This is a genomic window from Undibacterium sp. TC9W (assembly GCF_049339865.1).
GTDB lineage: Bacteria > Pseudomonadota > Gammaproteobacteria > Burkholderiales > Burkholderiaceae_D > Undibacterium.
Genome location: NZ_JBMPPJ010000007.1, coordinates 82,288 through 99,617, shown reverse-complemented (window position 1 = coordinate 99,617; position 17,330 = coordinate 82,288). Strand labels below are relative to the sequence as shown.

Genomic DNA, 17,330 nt, shown 5'->3' with positions numbered 1-17,330 from the left:
AAGCAATACTCTTGCTTGCAAGATTCCGCAACCCAGTCACCTCTAAAGCATATGATCAAAACGAAGATTGACCACGTGTGTTCGTTCATCAAATCCGCTCTTTACACGACCAGCCTGATTTTTCTTTGCAGCATGCTGCTCGTAGCCGCTGATTCCCAGGCCAGAGCCTCCGTATCAACTGGTACTGCATTCGCCATCACCAAAAACGGTCATCTCGTGACAAATTTTCATGTGATCGACGGCGCAAAAGAGCTTTTTGTTCTTGATCAAAACAAAAAAGCTTTTCCGGCACAGATAGTTGGTAAAGACCCTGTCAATGATCTGGCCATATTGAGCATAGACAAGGCCACCGCCCCACTCTATCTGGAATCCAATCAGAAAATTCGCAGGGGTTCAGAAGTCTCGACCCTGGGCTTTCCTAATGTTGGCATCCAAGGTGCTGAAGCCAAATTTACCAATGGCACGCTGACAGCAGAGAGCGGTCAAGGTGACGATATCCGCAATTTCCAAATCAGTACCCCCATACAACCAGGCAATTCTGGTGGCCCATTGCTTGACAGCCGTGGCTACGTCGTCGGCGTTATTGTGTCTAAGCTCAGTGACATATACATGCTGGAGAGGCAAGGTGAGGTTGGGCAAAACGTTAATTATGCGGTCAAAGTCCAATACCTGCTTGCCATGATCGCAGGAACCAGGCAAGTCAGAGACCAGATATTGCGTGCACCTGTGAAAACTGCCAAATCCAGGGAAGAAGTTGCCGAAATGGCTGAAGAGGCCGTTTATCTGGTCGTAGGAACAGTAGACGACAAACGTAAAGAATCCGAATCGCAGTCCAGAAAACCTCCTGCCGCCGCTCAGCCTGAAAGTGGATCACAAGAATTCAGGGGCAACCAGCAAGTTGCCAGCATTCCAGGTACCCGTCTGGTACGCCTGGGACATGTGGGGCCACTTACCGGGGCCATCGGACATCTTGGACGCGATAATGAAAATGGTGCAAAAATGGCCATTGAAGATTTAAATTCCATGAATATCGTCATCGGTGGTCAGGTAACGAAGTTTGAGTTAATCACGGAAAATGATGGCGCAGACCCCAGAATGGGAGTAAGCGCAGCCCAAAGACTGGTCAGCATGCGGGTCAAAGGCGTGGTAGGTCATTTAAACTCTGGCACCTCCATTCCCGCTTCGGAGGTGTATTTTCAGGCAGGGATACCACAAATATCGCCATCGGCGACCAATCCACAATTCACCAGACAAGGATTCAATACAACCTTTCGCATGGTTGCCAACGACGAGGCTTTGGCAAGTCTGATAGCAAAAGTGGCGACCCAGGACCTGGTAGCACGCAAGATTGCCGTCATTGACGACAATACCATGTACGGAGCAGGTATTGCATACGCATTCAAGCGCGCAGCCGAGGCAGGAGGCGCTACTATCGTCAACGTCCAGACCGTCCACAATAAAGCAACCAACTTCAGCGCAGAAGTCGCGGCCATCAAGAGCAGTAACCCAGATCTGGTCTTTTTTGGCGGCATGGACAGTCAGGCTGGTCCTCTACTCCAACAATTGGCGGCACAAGGAGTGAATGTCAAATTTGTTGGCGGCGACGGCATTTGCACTGCTGATCTGCCGAGGCTGTCAAATGACGCCATACGCAATGACCAAGTGTACTGCGCAGAAGCTGGAGGCGTTGAAGCTAGCCGTACGGCAACGCTCAGAGAATTCAGGCGCGTGTACAAGGATCGCTTTGGCATGGATGTCCAAATTTATGCACCTTATGTATATGACGCGTTCTACGCACTGGCTGCCGCCATGGTAAGGGCCGGCTCTGTCGAGCCATCCAAATACCTGGCTTACATAAAAGGTGTCAGGTACAACGGCGTCACAGGCCTGATCTCATTTGACGACAACGGCGACATCCAGCAACCGGCCCTGACTTTGTACACCTACAGAAATGGCAAGCGCGCCTTGCATCACGTGGCCAGATAGAAAAACATAGCAAAGTTGCGCAGATATCCTATCCTGTAAGAATGTAGTACTGCGTATTCTGTTGACATAAAACAAGCAGGTGACCAGGCCTGGTCACCTCAAGCTCTGTGCTACATATATCCAAAGGGCCAACATCAGGTCTGCTGATGTGCAGACATTGTAGGGAGCAACATGGCTATCCTGCGTTTTTGCATCTTCATTCTCGGCATTTCCTTGCCCTTGCATTGCCGCTCAGAAATACTGGTCACCGAGGACTACCCTCCCTTTAATATCGCCAACCCCAAAACAGGTGAAGTGACTGGGCTATCGACCGAAAAGGTGCAGGAGCTTATGCGACGCGCCGGTGAAAAATACAGTATCACGGCTTACCCCTGGGCAAGATCGATACAAATGGCGCAGAACAATCCTGACACCTGCGTTTTCTCAACCTCACGTACACCTGGCCGTGAACAACTTTACAAATGGGTGGGCCCGCTGGTCAAAAACAACTGGGTCATATTCGCCAGGGCCGACGATACCCGTCACCCCAAAACCCTGGAAGACTTGCGCATATACACCATAGGCTCTTACCGCAATGATGCCATTGCAGAGTATTTTTCACTCAAGGGTTTCAATACCGAACTGGCCAGCACGGATGGCGACAACCCGCGCAAGATGCTGGCAGGGCGCTTTGACTTCTGGGCCAGCGGAGAGTTACTGGGTTGGGATATACTCAAGCAACAAGGCCTGACCAAGATGGTAGTGCAGTTGTTCACCTTTAATCAGACCGAGATGTACCTGGCTTGCAATACCACGATGTCACAAGCGAAAATTGATAAATGGAACCAGATCTTGAAGGAGATGGATAAGGATGGCACCAGCGCTGCCATAGAAAAACGATACAAGTAGATCTTCATGAAACTTGTTTCCCTGCGAGAGGCATACGACGCATATGAGGCAGTGTAAAATCAAAGTCGCAAAAAACTCCCGGATTTATCCTGCATGAAAAAAATCTTATTGCTGTTGACGTGCTTGTTACTCAGCCTGGCATGCCAGGCCGCTGACCCACGCTTCACCGTCATCACTGTAGATACGGAACATGAAGAGTTGCAGTTGTTCTTGCGTGATGAAGCTGGCAAGGGATACAGGCGCTTTGAGCAACTTAAGAATTCACTGGCAGCACGCAACAAGCAACTGCTGTTCGCGATGAACGCTGGCATGTACCATGCAGACTACTCACCTGTAGGTCTGTTTGTACAAAATGGAGAACAGATCTCTGCACTGAACTTGAGCAGCAACTGGGGAAATTTTTTCCTGAAACCAAATGGCGTTTTCCTGCTCAACAAATCAGGCCCGCAGGTGGTTGAATCTTCAGAATATCCGGCACTGGCCAAGGATGTTTTACTGGCGACCCAGTCTGGCCCGCTACTGCTGAGAAACGGCGCCATACATCCCGCATTCAAACCCGATTCAAATTCACGCCTGAAGCGTAACGGTGTTGGTGTAATCGGCAGTAAAGCAATATTTGTGATCAGCGAACAGCCTGTCAATTTTTATGAGATGGCGATATTTTTTCGCGACACGCTGCACTGCCAGGATGCCCTGTATCTGGATGGCAGTATCTCTGGCATTTATTCAGTGGAACTCAACAGGAATGACGTGACCGTAGATTTGGGGCCGATCATCGCGGTAGTTCGTTGATTAGTGCGTTGATGTTCCTTATTCGCTCTACCCTGCTCACCCTGGGCTATCTTGGGCTACAACGCGTAGCTTGATCACTTATCGCCATACCTACGAAAGTAGGTATGACTGATCTCCAGCAACTCATCAAAACTCAGCTTTAGGGAGTTGGCTGAAATGACGACCGCGCTACCACACAGCTTGTAATTCATGCGGTTCAGCATGCGCTTGAACATGCCACCAGCAGCAATGTAGCGCTCTGGCTCGCGCACCCTGACGACCAGGGTTTTCTGGTGTTGCATTTCAAAAATACTGAATCCAACAACTTCAGACCACGGTACAAAGCCCGCGGCAACTGCACTGCTATTATCGAGCAAACCAGCCGAATTCAATATCAGACCCGGTCTGTCATCCAGCAATTTTCTGGCACCAAACACAGCACAAAGCCCAAAAAACAGGATAGCCACTACACCTATGCCATGCATCATGACAGGATTGTTATAACGGCTATGTGCCTCAATTTCAGCAGCATCCAATTGCACCATCCAGATGCCCATTGCGACAAACAGGATGGAGCCGACAAACAACAGGCGTAATTTGCTCTTGCTTAAATCTATGCGCTTTTCGTCTTCGACATTCAAATCATGGTTCATCAGTGCACCTTATTTATAAGCAGATTTAAAAGCAGATTCAGGAGCAGGTCAGCAGTAGAGAGCAAAGCATTTTTTCATGAGGCTACAGCTTATTGACTTGCCTTATTGCCTGAAGCCGCGGGGGCAAGGCTGTCAGAATCCAGCAATTCAGCCGTCGTCAGAATGCCTACACTGACAATGTCGTAGCCTTCTACACCTTCACAACGAATGGAACCCTCAGTGCAAAAACGGATGTCGCCAAAACGGCTTTGTCCAGGGTAGTAAAATAGCATCATGTCACCAGCACGATCTATATACATCGCACGATTCAATATCTCTTCGGGGAATTTACCTTGCGTTGCTGCCAGCAACCATTCACGCAAGTGGGGAATCGCCGCCACCGCGACCTCATGTGTCTGTTTTTTATGCGGGCCATGGAAGCCCAGGCGTGTGCGAGAGAGCGCTTTGCCTGCCAGCATTTGCCTTTTCACACCAGCCATGAAAATGATCGCACATGAAGAAAAACAATTTCCCTGAACTGCCGTATTGATTTTGTTGGCAGCGATAAGTTCAGCGATGGCATAACCCGCTCTCAAATCGCCACCCGGGCTCTCACTCAAAACAACTTGCCTGACCACACCTTTTTCAAGATGTTTGCGAAAGCGCTCTGCATCATCTGGTTCAACACCACCAAACAGGATCAGGGTTTCATATGAACGTACCATGCTCATCGCAGAAACATGAGCTGAAAAAAAAGTACTACATAGTGCCAAGAACAATAAAATTATCCGGGAATTCAATTTCATATACCTATCATCTTTATTGCAAGAGTTACTTCGAATATGTATTAGCCCTATCCAGAGCAATACCTGGTGAAAACCAAATCCGCATACAAGCAAAAAGGATTTACTTTTCGGCATCTTATTATTTAAAGCAGTTTTTGCGCAAATTAAAATCACTTCTTAAAGTGAGAAAACAGTGCCATCAACTAAAATAAATAAGCATTGCATTGCACATAGGCAATTTTCTGGATTAAAAACTGAACAAATGCGTGAATGCATAATCAAAGATCATCACAATTGCCTGATTGGAAATTTTCTGCTAAGTTTTGAATGCGCATTTAAAACTAATTGCTTTTGCACAGGCAATCATCCCAGGATAAGCCATGTTTGATCACGTCAAATTCGGAGTCAGTGACTTCACTGCGAGCAAAACCTTCTTCCTTAAGGCATTAGAGCCCTTAGGTGTAAAAGTAATAGCCGAGGGGATACCGAGCTACGGGGTCGAGCTTTGTGCCAATGATGAAGTGTCATTGTGCCTGTATCAAACCGATGAAAAACCCGCCCATCTTCACCTTGCCTTTAAGGCAGAAAGCAGGCAACAGGTGGAAGATTTCTACCGTGCTGCACTTGAGGCCGGTGGCAAAGACAATGGCCCTCCCGGTCTGCGCTCACAATATCAGGGGCGGTACTATGCGGCTTTTGTGATTGGTCCTGATGGTCATAACATTGAAGCGGTTTACCACGAGCCTGAGATCTGATCTTATGACTTTCCCCGGTACTATCAAAGATTGCCGCCCCCCCCCTTAGGTTTGTGGATGACATGGATTTGGCGTACGAAAAAAATGGAAAATGAAGGTCAGGATGGTTTAACGTTTTTTAGTCAGTGCATGTTTGAATCAGTGCATGTTTGAATCAGTGCATGTCTGTCATTCGCGGCAACATGCCGGGCTAAGCCCATTAAAATTTGCGATATAAACGGCAAGCTCACCATATCAAGAAGCAATGCATATATGCATGATCAGATACAAGAAAACACTGTCCAACATTTACTGAATCGCCTCAGCGAGTTACCGGATCATCCCCGCTTCACCGGTGCCCCGTTTGATCTGTCCTTGCTCGATGCCAGGCAGTTAGGCTCAATCTGGCCAGCTATGCGCCGTGCCCAAACTCTTGAATTCAAGGATCCCCGTGCTCAATTTGCACACTCCTTGTGCAAGCAGATAGAAGAAGCTGAACTAGCTCCTGTGCTTGATGAATTTAGTGCCCTGGAAGTTTTTCGTCACATCAAAGCGGGGCAATGGGAGCAAGCACTCAGAGATTTGTCTTATCTTGCAGAAAAACCTGCCGCTCCCCTGCAACAAGAGTTGATCAGGATTCTAGAAACAAAACCTTCCAGTTATCCTGAAAGCAGGGAATACAAGGCATATGCAATCAGCCATTTTGCAGGTGGACATGGATTGCCTGAATTAAGGTCTGAAGTGGCTGAGCGCTATAAAAACTCGCCATACCGCTTGCTCGAATTTGACATCCTGCCTGAACTCAGTCCGAGTAGCCTGCTCGCCCTGGCAGGTACGATCAACGGGTATTTCATGCCATCAGGCTCTCAACTTGCGATTGATGATCCCGCAATTGTATTGGCTGACGAAGCTGCTTACATTGAGTTTGCGCGCGAAACTTTGCTATCTGCTGCGCAACACATCAATGAAATTCAAACTGGGAAGATAGCTTACAAGGCCGATGCTGCTTTCAGCACTGATGACGCACAAGTCATCAGTCGAGCAGCCCGTGTTGCCGCCTACAGAGATGAACCGTGGTTACGCCCGATTATTGGCCCGCTACTGGCAGGTGTTTGTGTTGCGCCTACGGCTGCCAAGACAACTCCATCACAATCAGTCGCCATTACAATGGGACATTCAATCGAAGCAGTGCCAACACCAGAAAGTGTTAGGGCGTTGCGCGATACGCTTGCTCTTGTCCGTCATGCTGGCATCAAGAAAAAGCTTTCCCGTAATGTAAAACCGGCAGAGCGCGCTCTCGCAGAAAGACCCAGTGTTGCACTACGTATGACGGCAGATGCAAAGCCCGGCAAAAAACACCTATCCCTGCTTGCCAGTTGCATGGAGTCAGGTTACTGGCTAAAAATGGCGCTGAGTGTTGAAGAATGGAGAAAGCATCTGGTTGACACGCCTGCAGGCGCTGCGTTTGCCAACAGCGTCGTATGGCTGGAACAAAGGCAAGATGGCAGGAATTTGTCTTTCACCGAGACCACCTCGAATGCCGACACCTACATGACAAGTGCAGATGGTACTGCTCATGTCGTTGATCATGCCAGTACCATCAGCCTCTGGCATCCTCTTACTGCTATTGCCGCTGAAAGACATGCGTGGCAGAGCATCTTTTTTGCCCGCAAAATCAAGCAACCATTGCGGCAAGTTTTCCGCGAACACTATGTAGCGGATAGCAAAGAGCTTAGCTCGAACGAGTCTTCCATGTTTGAGGGACATATCGTTTCCATCAGGCCGCTAATCGGTCTGGCACGCAAGGAAGGATGGTCTATCAGCAAGTATGAAGGACTGAGCCGCCAGTTTGGCGATGTCAGTGCAAATTTTGACATCTCGGCAGACCTCTATCCCGGTGCGACTGGTTACGGCACGTCGGGCAAACTTCGTTTCGCACACAAGAATGGAAAGCGTTGGGAAGATCTGCCGATTGCCGATCTCGATATTGTCATTTTCTCGGAAGTCGCACGCGCAGTCGATTTGCTGGTCAGTGTCACCAGCTTTGCAACTGACAACGAAGCTAACGAGAAACCAGTGACAGCAGGCGATTTAGGCTTGCACTATGCTGAGCAAGCCGCGCCATCTGCACAATCTGCACAATCTGCACCACCGGCATATCACCCTACAGTTGCAAGATGGAGGCACCTGGCCCATCTTTCCAACTTGCCACTCGGTGTTATGGCAAGCAACAGAAAGAATACACTCGCTATGGTGCTTGCCAGGCAAATCAAGGAAGGCAAGATCACGCTTGATGAGCGGCATGTCCATGTTGGCGAGTATGCCATTCATATTGCAACAGCAAGGGTGATGAAAGGCGGCGAACCAATCGAGATTGCCGTCAACCAGGAAAAAGCACAGTTGGCAGCAATGCCATGGCTACCATACGATGAGATTTTGCTACAACGCATCCTTGATAACGTTGCCAGGCTAATGACATGACAAGCAAACTGCTTGATTGACAAACCTCAAAAAATTCGTGCGCACCTTGGATTGCAATTTGGGCATGCCGAGCAACCTAAGGTTTACTGGCGTTCGCCATAGACCACCTCAAGAAAGTTTGGCGTAAATTTGGCGTAATGACTTAAATAGCTATTCAGGTTTTATCGGTGTTTTGCGGGTTGCATAAGCGGCACAATATGCGCCTAACCCTTTGATTTAACTACTTTTTATATTGCCTTAGATTGATTGCAGTTTGTGCAACTGGTCCCGCCGACAGGAATATATTTTTCTTTTAAATCAATATGTTGCGTTGTAGGTGGGTAAGCTGTGCGTAATACAAAGTAAGACCCCAACTATGAATCCACCGTGCATATGTCGAAACAGCTTTAGCACCATTTGGGCGAGACAGTAGTACTTGGTAGCAACGATTAAACAAACGTCAATTATTCTCCAACAGACATATCATTGACCATAATTCGTCTTGATTCGTTAGAACTTTAAAATAAAGTACCCCTCGGGAAAAAGGTAACTTAGGTAACTTAATCAATCGAAACCGTGGAAACCGTTGATACATAAGGCTTTCCAGCGAATAGCAAAAGGTAATAATAAGGTAATGTAAAGGTATTCTAGTTACCTATATAAAGAGTATTTTCTTCATTTATAGATATCCTTATAAATCAAAGACTTAAAAATAAGTTACCTTTTCAATTACCTAAAGTTACCAAATAAAGTAACAAGATATATCCATATAAATCAATAACTTAGCATTGATTTATTGATGCCGTTACCTTAGTTACCTTTTTCCCGAGGCCATCCCAAATTTAGAGAAAACTAGAGCTTTCCCTATATACAGACCGTATTCAACTATCAGGATAATCATGATGGTTGCCATTCAAAACGGTTTCAGTCGTGGAGATAATCACCACAACTGGCTCCAACCGCGGAGTTGTTCTCCATAGTTGAAATGGCATAGAACCATTGGGAAAATCACAATAGATGGAACACAAACACGTTATCGGGCAAGCGTTGACGACAGACTGTGCAGACCGCCGAACGAAGGAGATATTCTCCCCAGTCGTCACCATAATGATGGCAGTTGAGGGGATTATCCCCCCAACTGATTAACCGTTTCGGCCATCGATACAGGCGAAGATCAAATGGCCCCAATCACCGTCATTATGACGATAGTTCTAGTGACACTCAACTGATGAGATTATCTCATCAGTTGAAAACTACCCGACACCTTATTGTCAAGGTAGTCGCCAACCATACAGATAATCTGTACAGCTTTATCTATTATAGATACAACTGAGGTACTTATCCCCTCAGTTGATCAACTGCTTCGAATATCGAAACGGTTAAGTGCTCATCACATGAAATTTGCGTCAAATTGCGTCAGCGTTTGGGGCCATCCATGCGGCCGCAAACGCAAGCCAGGCTTGGCCCTAACTGATGACGCATATTTGAGTAAAAAGCGACCTATTTAGCGGGCAGGCGTGGTGGGGGGATGTCTGCGCGCCAGGGGGTGAAATGGGTAAAATATTGCAAAAATGCAACAAAATCGAAATCGGCCGGGTGGCGCGGGCTTGCCGCTGACCTTGGCACCAGGCAAGCGGGCAAAAGAAAAGCCGCGCAAGGCGGCTTTATAGGGCTTCTGAGGGGCGAAGCTTTAATGTGTGTGTGTTTCCAGTAGATCGGCTACCCAGGTGTTTAAACTCTTTCCTGATGCCTCTGCATACATTGCAGCTCTTGCGTGTGTTTCTGGTGAAATTCTCAGACGCATATTGCCGGAATATGGTTTCTGTGCTGGCCTGCCGGTTTTCTCAGCAACCGCCAAATAATCATCGACCGCCTCTTCAAAGGCCGTTTTCAATTCGCTGACTGAGTCGCCATGAAAACCAACCACATCACGGATACCGGCAATGTGGCCGACGAAGCACTCATCCTCTTCGCTGTATTCAATGCGGGCCGCATAGCCCTTGTAAGTCATCATTCCCATTTCTTGCTCCTATTCTGGCTTGATGCCTGCTAATTGTAGAAAAGCACGGGCATCCCGAACTTGGTACGCTTTGGCTTCTTTCTGTGGATGTGGCCGGTGAAAAGTACCAACTACATCATTCAACAAAAAACGAACTCGTGAACCTTCACCTTCAATGGTCTTTGCACCCAGCGCCACGAAAAGAGATTCAATTCGTGACCATTCCAATGTCATGGAAACAGGGTTAGTGAAAATGACTTTCAGGGTTTTTGTGTGTGCGCTTTTCATGCTTTGCATAGTACCACAATTTGACACCATGCAACCATAATTTGACACCATATACAAATGCATTTAGTATCAATGACAAAATTACCAGCATCTTCTAAACTGAATTGACAAGTTCTGGAGTACTACCTATGCAACAGTCGTATGACAGATTTGGTGTGCCAGATGAAAACCTCAAAGCTGCAAAGAAGTGGGCAGCCACACAAAAAGGTGAAAAGATAGAAATCTGCGTGCCTACACGTAAAGAAGTTGCTAATCTTGGGCGTAAAAAAATCACGGCAATTTTGACCGACTGGATGTGCAAAAGCCCTACAGAAATCATCCCCAGCCGCACCCAGATTGCCGAGGTGAGGGATATTTTACTTGCAAGAGATGACGCGAAAAAACTCAGCGGCCTGATAACAATGTGCAATTACTATATTGCAAATGATTAATTGGAAGATTGCCCAGGGCAAAAAAAAGGCAGCCAAAGGCTGCCAAGAAGCGCTCAACACCGAGGAGATGTCATTTGCAGGTTATACCTAATTCATGACAGTCCAATGACTTTAAAAGTGAACTATTGTTGAGTTGTTCGCGTTAATGTTTTAAGTTCAATTGCCGTATCTATTATTCAAAGCCAAACAGCGTTCTTGCCTCTCAAAGTCATCCCGGCAATCGTGGTTGCAGAACAACAAGCCAGAGCTAACAGCCTCGTCACAAAACCGACAACGCCCGATACTCTTCATTATCGGCTTATTGCGGGCATGTGCGATGGCAGAAGCAATAAACGTTTCTACATTCCTGTCTGACATATCAGCGATATCACTCATTTTGTGGTGCCTCCTGCGTCACCTAGAGAATATGGGGTAAATCGGATTACTTCCTCGCCTATCCACTCGTTGCACTCCCTGAAACGCGCCTGCAGCGGCTCCAGCTCGTTCATGGCAAATACCTTGGCCGCCGGTTCAACAGCCCCAAAACCGCCCGTATTGTTCGGCACCAGGCCCAGCAACTGGGGCGGCACCCGGTGCGCAGCCAGCATGTCGTCGCGTGTCACGTTCTTGATGCTGAAAAACTCATCCTTGGCCGCCACCTCAGACACCGGCAATATCTGGATGCCGTCCTTTTTGCCGTTCGGTGCATACATAAACACATTGCGGAAATTGCCCGGCCCCTTGCTGTCGCGCAGCGCCTGGCGCATGTTGTCAACGTCACTTTGATTCTGTGCCGGGTCCGTCATGTACAAGATGAAACCGGCGTGTGAACCGTTCTTGTAATACTTGCGCCTGAACAGCGTCGCCGCCTCATTCAACCAGGCAGAATGCAAGGCGCTCAGGTATTCAGGCAGGCCGTACACCTCTTGATTAATATCCGGTTCCATCAAATGAAAAATCGTCCCGGCTTCAAATTCGTGCTCGTCTTGCCAGCCGCGCACAAAAGCGTATTTGCTTAAATCGTCACTACTCCGGCGCATGTACTTGGCAAGTGCAGGCTCAAGCTGCAAAGGCTTGCCGGTGCGGCTCTTGCGGTTTTCCAGATAGGCATTGCCAAACACCAAAAAATCCAGTGCAAACCGGCTAAACGCCTCGCGTGACAGCAAGGCATGCGGCACAAACGTGGCCGCCAGCAGGTTGCGTTTTACATAGATGGCCGTCGAATGGTGCACACTGGCCCTGAAAGACTTAGCCAGGCCGTCCCAACTGATGGGCGGTTCGTAATACCGCCCATTCGTCCAGCACTCGATATAGTCCAGAATTTCAGCGCGGTCTAATACCGGCGTAGGGTCGCCAAAACTGAACACTTCAGCACCCGGCGGCGGTGCCAAAACCGCCGTGGTCTGTTCCGGCGCGGCACTATGCGTTATAACTTCCTGGCCGCGCCTCTTCTTTCTCGTCATGAATACACCTCCATAAATGATTGATTGCTGCCTATGCCGCCGTCTAATGGCTCATGGTCCAGCGCATGCATACACGCCCAGGCAAGGTCTGCATGCCCGGTTTCCTCGCTACGGTCTGCCACATAGGTCACATGCTGGCCGCTCGCCGTCAGCGTCTTTTTAATCGTCATGAATGCCTGCGCCAGATCCGTGGCCCCGGCGTCAAATTCCAGCCGCCCCTTGCTGATCACATCGCGGGCCTTGATGACCATGCGGCTCTTCACAGCCGGGTCATAATTGATCTTGGTCACATTGGGATAGAAGTTCTTAACGAGCTGGTGCACACCCTCGCCCATACCGGTGGCGTCAATACCAATAAAGGCAACGTGATAGCGAATCGTGGATTGCCGTATCTGTTCAGCCTGGGCCGCAAAGTCCATGCCCCTGAACTGCATGCGCTCCAACACCCGGAACTTGCCGCCAGGCGTGCGTGGTGGCGCAAGGATCACCAGCCCGGCACTATCGCCAGTGAATGCCGGGTCGTACCCTATCCAGACCGGGTTATCCCCATAAGGCCGCGTGGTAAATGGCTTAAAGTCTGTCCAATCTACCCAGGCATCTACCATGCACTTTTGCAGCTCTTGCAAAGGGAACACAGACGCCGTGTCATCAATAAACTGACACATCAGCAGGTTTTCAAACTGATCCGGGCTGTACTCATACAGGCGCAGCTCATCAATATCGAACAGATCGCAGCCCCCAGCCTGAGCGTCCATGATCGTTACAATCTGCCGCCACATCTTGTCTTCGCCCGTAAAACCAGACGCAAGCCGTTTGTGACTGACATCAATATTCACCCGGTCTTTTTTAGGCCGCCGCTTGTTGAACAGCTCCCCCGTCCAGAAAGGGTAAGCCTCATGCGTGATGCTTGACGGCGTAGAAAAGTAAGTCTTACGCCACTGCTTATGCAGCGCCATACCAGACGCTACCTTGTTCAATTCCTGAAACTTATGCGTCCAAAAAAATTCATCAAAATAGAAATTGCCGTGATAGCCCTGTGCCGTCCTGGCATTGGTACCCAAGAAGTAAAGATGTGCGCCATTTGGCAACACAATCGGGTCACCCGCCAGCTCAATACCCGCCGCCTCCTTGGCAAACTGAATGATGTATTGCTTGAAAACATGCGCCTGCGCCTTCGATGCAGACAAAAATATCTGATTGCGCCCGGTTTCCATGGCATCGGCCAATGCCTCACGCGCAAAGTACCAGGTAGCCCCAATCTGCCGTGACTTCAAAATCACTCGCGTGCGCTCATGCCCATTGCGCAGCCATACCTTCTGATAATCAAACAGCGAATCCCTAAACGCCTCTAACAGTTGATCCCGCTGCTCATCACTAAAATCATTGCGTGCTGGTTTCTTCTTTGGCCCGGCATTGCGATTTGCCAGCTTAGGATTCAAATCCACTTCATTACCGCCCGGTGCCTCATAGCGTCGCACACGCGCTGTTTGCACAGCCTGGCGCATCAGCAAATCTATTTCCTTGAAGTCGCCACCTGTCTTAACTTCCTTGGCAATCAGTTGAACCAGGCGCGTTTCAAGGCTGGCTTCTATCTTTTCTATAAACGGGGTGTCGTCCCATTTTTCGCGGTCGCACCAGCTCTGCACAGTGGTGCGCTTGATGTCCAGATGCCGGGCAATGGATGAAATGCGCCAGCCCTGCCAGTACAAGGCCTGCGCGTGTTTCTTCAGGTCGTAAGTGGGCGCAACAGTCGCGCCATCTGTTGGCGCTTCTGTGTCGTTTTCGGTGAGGGTTTCAGACGTGTCATCGTCGGCAAGATCAATCATGCCGCCAGATTACGGGCTTCGCGCCCGCGCAGGCAGTCCGAGCAAGTTGTTATAAATCTTATCAACTCCCTGCTGATTGAAGGGAAAACCCACAGAGCAGACTATGGCAACTGCACAGCCAGAAATCAATTCTTGAAACCGACAACCTACACCATCAAACCATGACCACAAAAAAATTCAAATCAAAATTTTTCCGTGTGGCGCTCGAAGGCGCGACAACAGACGGCCGCAAGATTGAACGCAGTTGGATTCAGCAGATGGCAAAAAACTTCGACCCGCAAAAATATGGCGCACGCATCTGGATGGAACATATCCGCGGCACGCTGGCCGATAGTCCATTCCGTGCTTATGGTGACGTGACTGCAGTAAAGGCAGAAGAAGTCACCATAGACGGCAATAAAAAACTGGCGCTGTTTGCCCAGATAGAACCAACCCCTGACCTGGTCGCCATGACCAAGGCCAAGCAAAAAATCTACACCAGTGTAGAAATCAATGACAAGTTTGCCGACACTGGCGAAGCCTATCTTGTCGGCCTGGGCGTCACAGATAGTCCGGCCAGCCTTGGTACTGAAATTCTTGCCTTTGCCGCTCAAAACGAAACTAACCCTTTTGCTAGCCGTAAGGCCAGCCCCGGCAATCTGTTTTCAGAAGCCACAGAAACTCTGCTGGAATTTGAAGAAGTCGATACAGAAACCACCAGCCTGGCCGCCAAAGTTAAAGGCCTGCTGAACAGTTTCAGCAGCAAAAAAACAGGTGACGATGCCCGTTTTGCTGATATCGGCCAGGCCGTCGAAAGCCTTCTTGATCATGCCAGTGAACAAGAAACCCGCTTCAACGAAGCCAGCAAACGCGTCACCGAGCTGGAAAAGAATCTCAAAACCGTCACCGACAATTTCAACAGCCTGAAAACCCAGCTCGACAAAGAACCCGGCAACCAGATCACCCGCCCAACAGCCACAGGCGGCAACGGCACAGAACAAACCGACTGTTAAGCCTGCAAGCGCAAGGCACACCACAACACCAACACATTCAAAACACGGAGTAAGCACGCATGAGAAACAATACCCGCCTGGCCTTCAATTCCTTGCTGGCCCGCCTGAGCGAACTCAACGGCGTCGATGACGCCACCAAGACTTTTAGCATCGCACCCACAGTGCAACAAAAGCTGGAAACCAAGATACAACAATCCAGCGAGTTCTTAAGCAAAATCAACATCATCGGCGTCACCGAAATGGAAGGCGAAAAGCTGCACCTCGGCATTACCAGCCCGGTCGCCAGCCGTACCGATACCACCCAGACAGAAAGACAGACCCGCGATTTGACCAGTCTGTCCAATGACCGCTACCGCTGTGCCAAGACTGATTTTGATACGCATATCCCCTATGCAAAGCTTGATGCCTGGGCCAAGTTTGCCGATTTCCAAACCCGTATCCGTGACGTCATCGTCAAACGCCAGGCGCTGGACCGTAGGCGTCAAAAAAGACATAGAACGGCTTGAACGCCGCCTAAAGAAAACTGCAGACGATGAAACGGGCACCAGCCCGCCGCCACCTGCATAAGAGGCACCCTCCGGCGCCGGGCGGCGTGGGCCGATCAGGGATTTCTAGCCATTTACCCTGTGACAGCCCACCCACCGCCCACTTGTTTGACTCAATGAAGATCCAGACCCATGCCCTCATTTATTGCCAACGCACCAGGCGGCCAGACCAGCTCAAGCCAGCCAGACAACATCATTTCCAATGATGGATTCTTTCCAGACATTGATATTGCCGCCATGCGCGACGCCATCAGGCTGGACGGCACTGTCACTGATGCCCGACTGATCGCGGCCACCGTGGACGCCATCATCTTTGTCAATGATCAGGTCAAAGAGCTGAAAGCGTCAGCCGTAGGCGCAGGCCACGCCAGCATGGCCGCCATACCTGCCGACCAGGTCAACCGGCAAAGCGTCCTGATATCCCATTACCTGCGCGCTGTCTATTGCACGGCAAAAGCGGATCTGATTGAGCGTTACAAGGATTACGACAGCACCGCCACGTCACTGGATGACAAGAAACTTGTCGGCTTCCTGGCAAACGGCCCAGACGAAGAACGCAGAAATGCAGCCTGGGCGATATCAAACCTTATGGGCCGCCATCACGTCACGGTAGAGCTGATTTAGACATGATCGTACGCGCCCAACAAAACGACACCTTAGACCTGCTGGTCTGGCGTCACCTGGGCAGCACCAGCGGCATCGCTGACGTGCTGGCCTTGAATCCGGGCATTACCAGCCTGGGCGCGTTTTTGCCTATGGGCAGAGCAATCACTTTGCCAGACCGCGCACCTGCAGCGCCAGTGCTGCAAATGATTAACTTGTGGGACTAACCATGAACGAAAACCACATGGAAACAATAAAGGCCATACCGCCCGTTGCCATCAGTGCCATCACGGTTTTAGGCGTGCCGCTCAATGAATGGGTATTCATCCTCACCATTATTTACACCGTGCTGCAAATTACTTTCTTCTTACGCGACAAGGTAATAAAGCCCTGGTTCCACAGACGTGCAAATCAGAGTGCCAATGCACAGAAAGGAAAAAATCAATAATGAGTACCGCCGATATCAAACAAAAACTGATAGCTGCTAGCATTGCTGCAGCCTTGCCCCTGATTGTCCTGTTTGAAGGCACCAGACAAACAGCCTACCTTGATCCCGTCAGCATCCCCACCATTTGCCGGGGCCACACTGGTGGCGTCAAGCTGGGCCAGACTGCCACCATGGAGCAATGTGATGACATGACAGTGCAAGACCTGCTCAAAGCCAAGGCATCAATGGAAAGCTGTCTGAAAGTGCCACTCAACGACAACCAGCGCGCCGCCTTCACAAGCTTTGTCTTCAATGTAGGACCAGGCCGCAAAGACGTCAAAGACGGTTTCTGCGTGCTGGAAAGCGGCAAGCCTTCAACCATGATTACCTTGCTCAACAAAGGCGACTACACCGGCGCATGCAATCAAATGCAGTTTTGGAACAAAGCCGGTGGTGTGGTGTACGCAGGCCTGACCAAGCGCCGGGCCGCAGAACGCGCACTCTGTTTGAAACCAGTATAA

17 protein-coding genes and 1 pseudogene are annotated in these 17,330 nt (G+C 49.5%); 12 read left to right on the top strand and 6 right to left on the bottom strand.

The features are described 5' to 3' along the window. Nucleotides 1–132: 132 nt before the first annotated feature. From ACO0LN_RS11985 to ACO0LN_RS11975, 3 genes are all read left to right on the top strand, one after another. Nucleotides 133–1,986, top strand: a complete 1,854-nt coding sequence (locus tag ACO0LN_RS11985) for an ABC transporter substrate-binding protein (RefSeq protein WP_422974003.1) — start codon at nt 133–135, stop codon at nt 1,984–1,986. A gap of 171 nt (nt 1,987–2,157) precedes the next feature. Further along, the gene (locus tag ACO0LN_RS11980) at nt 2,158–2,874 is read left to right on the top strand and encodes a substrate-binding periplasmic protein (protein ID WP_422974001.1); all 717 of its coding nucleotides are present in this window, start codon (nt 2,158–2,160) and stop codon (nt 2,872–2,874) included. Nucleotides 2,875–2,967: 93 nt separating this feature from the next. Beyond that, on the top strand, nt 2,968–3,666 hold the full coding sequence (locus tag ACO0LN_RS11975) for a phosphodiester glycosidase family protein (RefSeq protein ID WP_422973999.1): 699 nt from the start codon (nt 2,968–2,970) through the stop codon (nt 3,664–3,666). Between the two features lie 74 nt (nt 3,667–3,740). Here the strand turns inward: ACO0LN_RS11975 and ACO0LN_RS11970 are convergent, their stop codons facing one another. Together ACO0LN_RS11970 and ACO0LN_RS11965 are read right to left on the bottom strand one after the other, a co-directional pair. Next, complete coding sequence (locus tag ACO0LN_RS11970) at nt 3,741–4,298, bottom strand: STM3941 family protein (RefSeq protein WP_422973997.1); 558 nt, start codon at nt 4,296–4,298, stop codon at nt 3,741–3,743. A gap of 89 nt (nt 4,299–4,387) precedes the next feature. Further along, nucleotides 4,388–5,008, bottom strand: a complete 621-nt coding sequence (locus ACO0LN_RS11965; RefSeq protein ID WP_422973995.1) for an ATP-dependent Clp protease proteolytic subunit — start codon at nt 5,006–5,008, stop codon at nt 4,388–4,390. Nucleotides 5,009–5,442: 434 nt separating this feature from the next. Here ACO0LN_RS11965 and ACO0LN_RS11960 point away from each other — a divergent pair, with 434 nt between their 5' ends. Both ACO0LN_RS11960 and ACO0LN_RS11955 read left to right on the top strand, forming a co-directional pair. Then, entirely contained in the window at nt 5,443–5,817 is a 375-nt protein-coding gene (locus tag ACO0LN_RS11960; RefSeq protein ID WP_422973993.1) for a VOC family protein, read from the top strand. Between the two features lie 252 nt (nt 5,818–6,069). Next, entirely contained in the window at nt 6,070–8,277 is a 2,208-nt protein-coding gene (locus tag ACO0LN_RS11955; RefSeq protein WP_422973991.1) for a DUF4132 domain-containing protein, read from the top strand. A gap of 1,669 nt (nt 8,278–9,946) precedes the next feature. On the opposite strand, the gene ACO0LN_RS11950 is transcribed toward ACO0LN_RS11955, so the two are convergent. Together ACO0LN_RS11950 and ACO0LN_RS11945 are read right to left on the bottom strand one after the other, a co-directional pair. Further along, the gene (locus ACO0LN_RS11950; RefSeq protein ID WP_422973989.1) at nt 9,947–10,276 is read right to left on the bottom strand and encodes a type II toxin-antitoxin system HicB family antitoxin; all 330 of its coding nucleotides are present in this window, start codon (nt 10,274–10,276) and stop codon (nt 9,947–9,949) included. 9 nt (nt 10,277–10,285) lie between these two features. Continuing rightward, the gene (locus ACO0LN_RS11945) at nt 10,286–10,543 is read right to left on the bottom strand and encodes a type II toxin-antitoxin system HicA family toxin (RefSeq protein WP_422973987.1); all 258 of its coding nucleotides are present in this window, start codon (nt 10,541–10,543) and stop codon (nt 10,286–10,288) included. A gap of 155 nt (nt 10,544–10,698) precedes the next feature. On the opposite strand from ACO0LN_RS11945, the gene ACO0LN_RS11940 reads away from it, so the two are divergent. Next, nucleotides 10,699–10,974 carry a hypothetical protein gene (locus tag ACO0LN_RS11940; protein WP_422973985.1) on the top strand — a complete coding sequence of 92 codons (276 nt, stop codon included), beginning with the start codon at nt 10,699–10,701 and terminating at the stop codon, nt 10,972–10,974. A gap of 371 nt (nt 10,975–11,345) precedes the next feature. Here ACO0LN_RS11940 and ACO0LN_RS11935 read toward each other — a convergent pair whose 3' ends face one another. Together ACO0LN_RS11935 and ACO0LN_RS11930 are read right to left on the bottom strand one after the other, a co-directional pair. After that, nucleotides 11,346–12,416 (bottom strand): phage portal protein, encoded by a 1,071-nt coding sequence (locus ACO0LN_RS11935; protein ID WP_422973983.1) that lies wholly within the window; start codon nt 12,414–12,416, stop codon nt 11,346–11,348. Next, entirely contained in the window at nt 12,413–14,242 is a 1,830-nt protein-coding gene (locus ACO0LN_RS11930) for a terminase ATPase subunit family protein (RefSeq protein WP_422973981.1), read from the bottom strand. Before ACO0LN_RS11930 ends, ACO0LN_RS11935 begins: the two co-directional genes overlap by 4 nt. Before the next feature lie 161 nt (nt 14,243–14,403). Here ACO0LN_RS11930 and ACO0LN_RS11925 point away from each other — a divergent pair, with 161 nt between their 5' ends. The 6 genes and pseudogenes from ACO0LN_RS11925 to ACO0LN_RS11900 all read left to right on the top strand — a co-directional run bounded on the left by ACO0LN_RS11925 (nt 14,404) and on the right by ACO0LN_RS11900 (nt 17,330). Then, nucleotides 14,404–15,234, top strand: a complete 831-nt coding sequence (locus tag ACO0LN_RS11925) for a GPO family capsid scaffolding protein (RefSeq protein WP_422973979.1) — start codon at nt 14,404–14,406, stop codon at nt 15,232–15,234. 59 nt (nt 15,235–15,293) lie between these two features. Continuing rightward, nucleotides 15,294–15,710 (top strand): annotated as a pseudogene (locus ACO0LN_RS11920) (P2 family phage major capsid protein); the annotation flags it as partial. Nucleotides 15,711–15,911: 201 nt separating this feature from the next. Continuing rightward, nucleotides 15,912–16,403, top strand: coding sequence for a head completion/stabilization protein (locus ACO0LN_RS11915; RefSeq protein ID WP_422973977.1), 492 nt, complete (start codon nt 15,912–15,914; stop codon nt 16,401–16,403). 2 nt (nt 16,404–16,405) lie between these two features. Continuing rightward, on the top strand, nt 16,406–16,609 hold the full coding sequence (locus tag ACO0LN_RS11910) for a tail protein X (RefSeq protein WP_422973975.1): 204 nt from the start codon (nt 16,406–16,408) through the stop codon (nt 16,607–16,609). A 2-nt stretch (nt 16,610–16,611) separates the two neighbouring features. Next, nucleotides 16,612–16,830: a hypothetical protein gene (locus ACO0LN_RS11905; protein ID WP_422973973.1), complete on the top strand. Its 219-nt coding sequence runs from the start codon at nt 16,612–16,614 to the stop codon at nt 16,828–16,830. Further along, entirely contained in the window at nt 16,830–17,330 is a 501-nt protein-coding gene (locus ACO0LN_RS11900; RefSeq protein WP_422973971.1) for a lysozyme, read from the top strand. The genes ACO0LN_RS11905 and ACO0LN_RS11900 overlap by 1 nt, the downstream gene beginning before the upstream one ends.

What these genes read in the sequence shown, in the direction of transcription:
- ACO0LN_RS11985 (WP_422974003.1), top strand. Translation starts at nt 133, where the DNA reads ATGCTGCTCGTAGCCGCTGATTCCCAGGCCAGAGCCTCCGTATCAACT.
- ACO0LN_RS11980 (WP_422974001.1), top strand. Translation starts at nt 2,158, where the DNA reads ATGGCTATCCTGCGTTTTTGCATCTTCATTCTCGGCATTTCCTTGCCC.
- ACO0LN_RS11975 (WP_422973999.1), top strand. Translation starts at nt 2,968, where the DNA reads ATGAAAAAAATCTTATTGCTGTTGACGTGCTTGTTACTCAGCCTGGCA.
- ACO0LN_RS11970 (WP_422973997.1), bottom strand. Translation starts at nt 4,298, where the DNA reads ATGAACCATGATTTGAATGTCGAAGACGAAAAGCGCATAGATTTAAGC.
- ACO0LN_RS11965 (WP_422973995.1), bottom strand. Translation starts at nt 5,008, where the DNA reads ATGAGCATGGTACGTTCATATGAAACCCTGATCCTGTTTGGTGGTGTT.
- ACO0LN_RS11960 (WP_422973993.1), top strand. Translation starts at nt 5,443, where the DNA reads ATGTTTGATCACGTCAAATTCGGAGTCAGTGACTTCACTGCGAGCAAA.
- ACO0LN_RS11955 (WP_422973991.1), top strand. Translation starts at nt 6,070, where the DNA reads ATGCATGATCAGATACAAGAAAACACTGTCCAACATTTACTGAATCGC.
- ACO0LN_RS11950 (WP_422973989.1), bottom strand. Translation starts at nt 10,276, where the DNA reads ATGGGAATGATGACTTACAAGGGCTATGCGGCCCGCATTGAATACAGC.
- ACO0LN_RS11945 (WP_422973987.1), bottom strand. Translation starts at nt 10,543, where the DNA reads ATGAAAAGCGCACACACAAAAACCCTGAAAGTCATTTTCACTAACCCT.
- ACO0LN_RS11935 (WP_422973983.1), bottom strand. Translation starts at nt 12,416, where the DNA reads ATGACGAGAAAGAAGAGGCGCGGCCAGGAAGTTATAACGCATAGTGCC.
- ACO0LN_RS11930 (WP_422973981.1), bottom strand. Translation starts at nt 14,242, where the DNA reads ATGATTGATCTTGCCGACGATGACACGTCTGAAACCCTCACCGAAAAC.
- ACO0LN_RS11925 (WP_422973979.1), top strand. Translation starts at nt 14,404, where the DNA reads ATGACCACAAAAAAATTCAAATCAAAATTTTTCCGTGTGGCGCTCGAA.
- ACO0LN_RS11915 (WP_422973977.1), top strand. Translation starts at nt 15,912, where the DNA reads ATGCCCTCATTTATTGCCAACGCACCAGGCGGCCAGACCAGCTCAAGC.
- ACO0LN_RS11910 (WP_422973975.1), top strand. Translation starts at nt 16,406, where the DNA reads ATGATCGTACGCGCCCAACAAAACGACACCTTAGACCTGCTGGTCTGG.
- ACO0LN_RS11905 (WP_422973973.1), top strand. Translation starts at nt 16,612, where the DNA reads ATGAACGAAAACCACATGGAAACAATAAAGGCCATACCGCCCGTTGCC.
- ACO0LN_RS11900 (WP_422973971.1), top strand. Translation starts at nt 16,830, where the DNA reads ATGAGTACCGCCGATATCAAACAAAAACTGATAGCTGCTAGCATTGCT.